Source organism: Streptomyces sp. NPDC004752, assembly GCF_053601275.1.
In genome coordinates, this window is the sequence record NZ_JBSGBN010000198.1 from 7,242 (window position 1) to 12,822 (window position 5,581).

At 69.7% G+C, this 5,581-nt stretch carries 3 protein-coding genes and 1 pseudogene; all 4 read left to right on the forward strand.

Going from position 1 to position 5,581, the window contains the following annotated elements; translation table 11 throughout:
* Nucleotides 1–961 (forward strand): annotated as a pseudogene (locus ACWEKM_RS43545) (hypothetical protein); the annotation flags it as partial.
* 79 nt (nucleotides 962–1,040) lie between these two features.
* A complete protein-coding gene (locus ACWEKM_RS43550) occupies nucleotides 1,041–1,532 on the forward strand; it encodes a YbaB/EbfC family nucleoid-associated protein (RefSeq protein WP_451626846.1) in 492 nt (163 codons plus the stop codon).
* 43 nt (nucleotides 1,533–1,575) lie between these two features.
* A complete protein-coding gene (locus ACWEKM_RS43555) occupies nucleotides 1,576–1,932 on the forward strand; it encodes a hypothetical protein (protein WP_451626847.1) in 357 nt (118 codons plus the stop codon).
* 3 nt (nucleotides 1,933–1,935) lie between these two features.
* The coding region (locus tag ACWEKM_RS43560; protein WP_451626848.1) for a WXG100-like domain-containing protein at nucleotides 1,936–5,581 on the forward strand (3,646 nt) is incomplete at its 3' end.

A 5,581-nucleotide genomic window follows, 5' to 3' on the forward strand; every position in this document is an offset into this window, starting at 1 on the left:
GGGTCCGGATGGCAGTAGGACGGTGACGCATCCGGATGGCAGTACCAAGGTGACGTTGCCGGACGGCAGTACGGTCACCACGGGTCCCGACGGCAGTAGGACGGTGACGTTGCCCGACGGCAGTAAGTCGGTGACGTTGCCGGACGGCAGCACCACCGTGACGGCGCCGAACGGTTCGACCACGCACACCAGGCCGGACGGATCCACCATCAACGACCCCAACCACTCCAGCAGCGGTTCCGGCGGCCGGTCCCACGTCGACACCCGCCTCCCGAGCGGTGGTTCCGGGAACCCGAGCGGCGGTTCCGGGCATGTCGACGTCGACCTGCCGCACTCGTCGCCCGGCTCGCACACCACGTACCCGTCGATCCCCGGAAGCCCGGGGGACTCGTCCGGCCTCGGGTCGGGCGGCGGACGCTCGTACGGGTACGGGAACGACACGGGCTCCGACGGCTACGCGTACGACGACGCGGGCGCCGCGTCGCACTCCGGATCGGGCACCGGCTACAGCGGGTCCGGTTCCGGCTCCGGCAACCCGTTCACGCAGGGCGACCAGAGCGGCTCCGGCTCCGGTGCGCTGGGCGCGGCCGGCTCCGGGGGCGGGGGCGGGGGCGGAAGCCCGATGATGCCGCCGATGGGCGGCATGCGCGGCAGCGGCGGTGAGTCCCCGTCGGAGCGGGAGCGGTCCAGTCCCGGTCCCCGCGTCAGCAGGACGTCGATGCGGCGTGGCTCGGCGTCCGCGCAGGCTTCCCGCCGGACGACGGCGACGCCCGACGAGGAGGTGGAGGAGGACGTGATCACCACACGTTCCGGCGCGCCGTTCGCGCCCGGGATGCCCCCGCCCGCGCAACGTGGCCAGGCCACCCAGAGCGGCGACCGCGAGCGGACGGCCTGGGTGGCCGAGGACGAGGACGTCTGGGGCACCGACGAGGGCACGACACCGGCTGTGATCGGACGCTGACAGGAATGCTGACGCGATTGTTGACGGGAATGCCGACGGGAATGCTGACGGGAATGACGACAGGAATCAGGGGTCGGCGATGAGCGACCACGTCGAGCGGCTGGAGAAGCGGCTCGCGCAGGCCACCGCGGAGCTGGAGTCCGTACAGTCCGCCGTGGCGGAGGCCGAGCGGCGGATGCACGCGTTCTCGTCCTCCGTGGTGTCCAAGGACGGCTCGGTGGAGGTGACGGTCGGCTCGCAGGGCGAGCTGACGGGGCTGAAGTTCCTGGACGGCAAGTACCGTTCCATGTCCGCCTCGCAGTTGGCCGACGCCGTGCTGGACACGGTCCAGGAGGGGCGCTCGCACTTCGCCCGCGCGGTACGGGACCTCTTCGAGCCGCTCACCCGGCCCAGCGCGACCCTGCCCGAGCTGCCCGGCATGGAGATCGACTGGGACCGGCTCGTCGGACCCGCGGCCGATGCGCTGCCCGAGGAGCCGGAGAAGCGGACGGCGACCGACCGGCTGCGCGACGAGATCGACGAGGACGACGACGCGGCCCGCCCGGCCGGCGGGGCAGCCCGCGGCCGGTGAGCCGCGTCGTCGAGGGATTCCTACCGAGAGCGAGGAGGCGGACATGGCCGACGAGGATTCCTTCGAGATGGATCCCGAGCGCATCCACCAGGGCAGCGCCCTCATCACGGAACTGGGCTCGTACGCCTGGAGCATCCTGGCCCAGTTCAAGACCGTCACGGCCGACACCAGTTGGACCGGCGACGACGACAACGGGCACAAGATCCGCGCCAACTTCGTGGAGAACCGGGACTCCACCATCGGCACCCTCCAGTCCCTCGGCGAGGCTCTCGAACGGACCGGTGACGCGACTCTGATGAACCTGAAGAGTACGCAGGACACCCAGGAGGGGATCATCGACGCGATCGGCGAGCAGTCGGGTGAGTACGTCGGTGGGGACGGCGGCGGCCGACGGGGCTAGCTCATGACGCTCAAGGCCAACGCATGGCAAGAGGCCATGATCTTCATCCTCACGGGAGAGATGTTTCCCAAGACGGATGAGGACGAGGCCAACCTGCGCAACCTCGACTTCCTGACCACCAAGGGCAATGTCGGCATCCTGAAAGGGAAGATACGCGACGCCATCAAGTACGTCGGCGATGCGCTGCCCGGGGACGTCGGGAAGAGTTTCATCGACTCCATGAACGAGGTCCTGCCCTACCTCGACCAGCTCACCGACGGCCTGACCGAGGTGGCGGGCGGGCTGCGGAAGACGGCCATGGACGTCCGCGAGGCCAAGTGGCAGCTCATCGCCGAACTGATCAGGCTGGCGGTGGAGATCGCCGTGCTCACGGCGCTGTCGTACTTCACCGGCGGCACCTCGCTCAGCGCGATCGCCGCGCGCAAGCTGATCGCCAAGGCTCGGATGCTGGTGATCCTGCTTGAGCTCAGTATGCGTCTGCATCTCCTTCCGAGCATCACGGAAGCGATCGAGGAGGCGTTCCAGACCCTGGTCGTCCGGCTGGCCCTGATGAAGTGGGGCCCGGACGGCCAGCGGCCCGACGGTGTCGACTGGAAGGACGTCGGAATCAGCGCGTTCGTCGGCGGGTTGGCCGGCGGGTTCGCGTCGATCTTCAGCAATATCGCGAAGGACATCACCGATTTCGTCGGCAAGGTCTTCAACAACACCCTGAAGGACCCGCCGAACAAATGGGGAAACCACTTCGGCCCCGACGACATCAACGGCCCCGGCAAGAACAAGGGCGGCGGAAACGACGTCCCGAACGGCAACCACCACTTCCCCGACGGGAATCACAGCGGCGTCCCGGGCGGCACGGGTGGCCACAAGAACGATGGCGACCACGGCAACGGCAAGGGGCACGACGACGATTCGGACGATTTCGATCTCAAGGAACAGCCCCTGCAGTTCGTCGCCGACGGCGGAGCGGAGTGGCTGGCCGAGGCCATCACCATGGCCACGTTCTACGGGAACTTCGGCGCGAGCTGGATGACCTTCGTAGGGGCCGGGCTCAGCGAACGGGTCGAGGCGGGCCTGGAGGCGGGCATCTCGAAAGGCATGGGCTGGCTGGGCAATCTGAACATCAAGACCGTCTCGTCGAACGACTTCGGCGAAACGAACTCGCGGGACTGGGGCGGGGCCGACCAGCGCTCCCGCGGCTCGGGCGGTGAGTCCGGTCATGGCGATACGTCCGGCAACCGCAGGGAGAGCGACGGCGGCGGGGGCGACGGGGGCAACCGCGGTGCCGACGGAACCCGCGTGACGAACGGCGGCCTCTCATCCTCCTCCCTCGACCTGACAAGCAACCTGACGAACACCGGCACCAGCCTTGACGCCGGGGGCTTCAACGGGGGGAGTGAGGGGCGCTTCGAGAGCAATGGCGCGAACTTCACCGGGGGTGTGGGGGGCTTCGAGAGCAACGTAGGGAACTTCACCGGCGGCGAGGGGCGCTTCGAGAGCAACGCCGGAAATTCCACCGCGGATTCGGGGAGCACCGGCGGGAACCTCGGGAGTTCTCATGGGAGTTCCGATGGCCTGCACACCAGGCGCAGTGGCACGGGCACCGACGGTGGACGCGTCAACGGCACGGGCACCGACGGTGGACGCGTCAACGGCACGGGCGCCCCTGTCGGTCGCCCGCCCGCGGCGGTCAGCGACATCCCGCGCGTCGGGTCGTCCCAGGGAGTGTCCGGGGACACCGGGAGACCGATCACCTCCTCCTCGACCGTCCCGAACGTCACCGGTCATTCCGGCCAGGGCCAAGACCAGGGCCAAGGGCAGGACCAGGGCCAAGGGCAGTGGCAGGGCCAAGACCAGGGGCAGGGGCAGGGGCAGGGGCAGGGGCAGGGCCAAGACCAGGGTCAGGGCGAGGGGCGGGGGCAGGATCAGGTACACCGGCAGTCCATGCCCGACGGGAGTTCTGCTGACCGTACGACGGATGCCCCTGTCAATCGCCCGCCCGCGGCGATCGGCGACACCCCGCGCGTGGGGTCGTCCCAGGGAGTCTCCGGAGACACCGGCTCCGGCAGCGGTCATCGCACCACGTACGGCGACGGCGACAGCGACGGTGACGGTGACGGTGAGGAGAGGGGCTCTGACAGCGGCTCCGAGAGCCACACGCACCGCGTCGACACACAGACCGACGAACCCCAGAAGCAGACCCAGGATCTGACCGAGACCCCGGACCCGGACTCGCACACGGCCCCGTCCAGCGCGCCGCCCACCGCCCCGCCCCCGACGTCCTCGCCTGTCCCGTCCCCGTCCCCGGGGGCCACGTCCTCCCACGCCACCCACACGACGGACGTGCCCGGCCATCGCGCACCGAACCCGTCCGCCACCACCCCGGACGGCACCACGAGAGGCAAGTCCCCCCTACCGGAGGTCGACGGGGAGGCCGACCTCGTGGGCGGCGAACACGTCGACACCCCTTCCGACGCGGACATCGCCGTCGTGCGTGACGAACATGCCCACGCGGTAAGGACGTTCACAGACGCCATTCACTCCGTCGCCGAGCTGCGGCACGGTATGGAGACGGGCGAGGTGAGCAGCGACGACGTCCGCCTTGAGGAGGCCATCTCCGACGCCGAGCATGCCTGGGAGGGTCTGGCAGAGACCGAGGGCCACTTGCGGGACCTGGGCGTGGATCCGTACGCCCCGTCGCCGGACACCCCGGCGGACATCGCTCCGGCCGTTCCCCATGACCCCGTCGAGCGTAAGTGGCTCGCCCAACAGGTCTCGTCCGAGGATCTGCCCACCGGCACACCGGATATCGAGGTCGACGGCACCGTCGGTCTCGACGACCTGAGAGCTGTCGGGGTCACGATCACGCCCGGGATGCTGGTGCAGGAGCAGCTCGGGGTCGAGCAATTCCCCGTGCGGAGCATCGAGTTGTCCACGGTCGAGCAGACGCGGCTGTCGATGCTGGGTCCCGGGCCGTGGCCGCAGGCGCTCGACGTCACGGCCGTGAACGTGACTCGGCGGCTGTGGCGGGAGGCGCACACGGACTTCGTGAACTCCGTAGTGGGGGATACGGACGGGAGCCCGGCCGAGGACCCGTCCCGTGTGTGGAACACGGCCATGGCACTGGTTCTGCCGCCGGAGGCGCACCCCGTCTTCGCCGACTCACGGTATGTAGGGGATGCGTACCGGGACGCCGTTCGACAGGTCGCCGACCAGCTGATGACGGACCCGCCGGTGGCCGCCGATCTTGCCGACCGCCTCCGCGACGAGCTGGGCCTGCCGGTCCGGGGCCGCGGCGGGGACCGGACTCCCGTCCGCCCCGGATCGCTCAAGCGACCGGCTCCGGCCTCGATCACCACGTCCACCGACACCCCGCTGGTCACAGACACGTCCGCAGACACGTCCACACACGCGCGGCCGGTCCCGGTCGTCACATCCAGTGGCACCCCGCCGGTCACGGGCTCGTCCACTGACACGGCGGCGGTCCCGGTCGTCACGTCCACCGACATCCCTCCGGTCACGGACAAGCCCGCCGACGCTCCGTCGGTCATGGACAAGTCCACCGACATCCCTCCGGTCACGGACAAGCCCGCCGACGCTCCGTCGGTCATGGACAAGTCCACCGACACCCCTCCGGTCACGGACAAGCCCG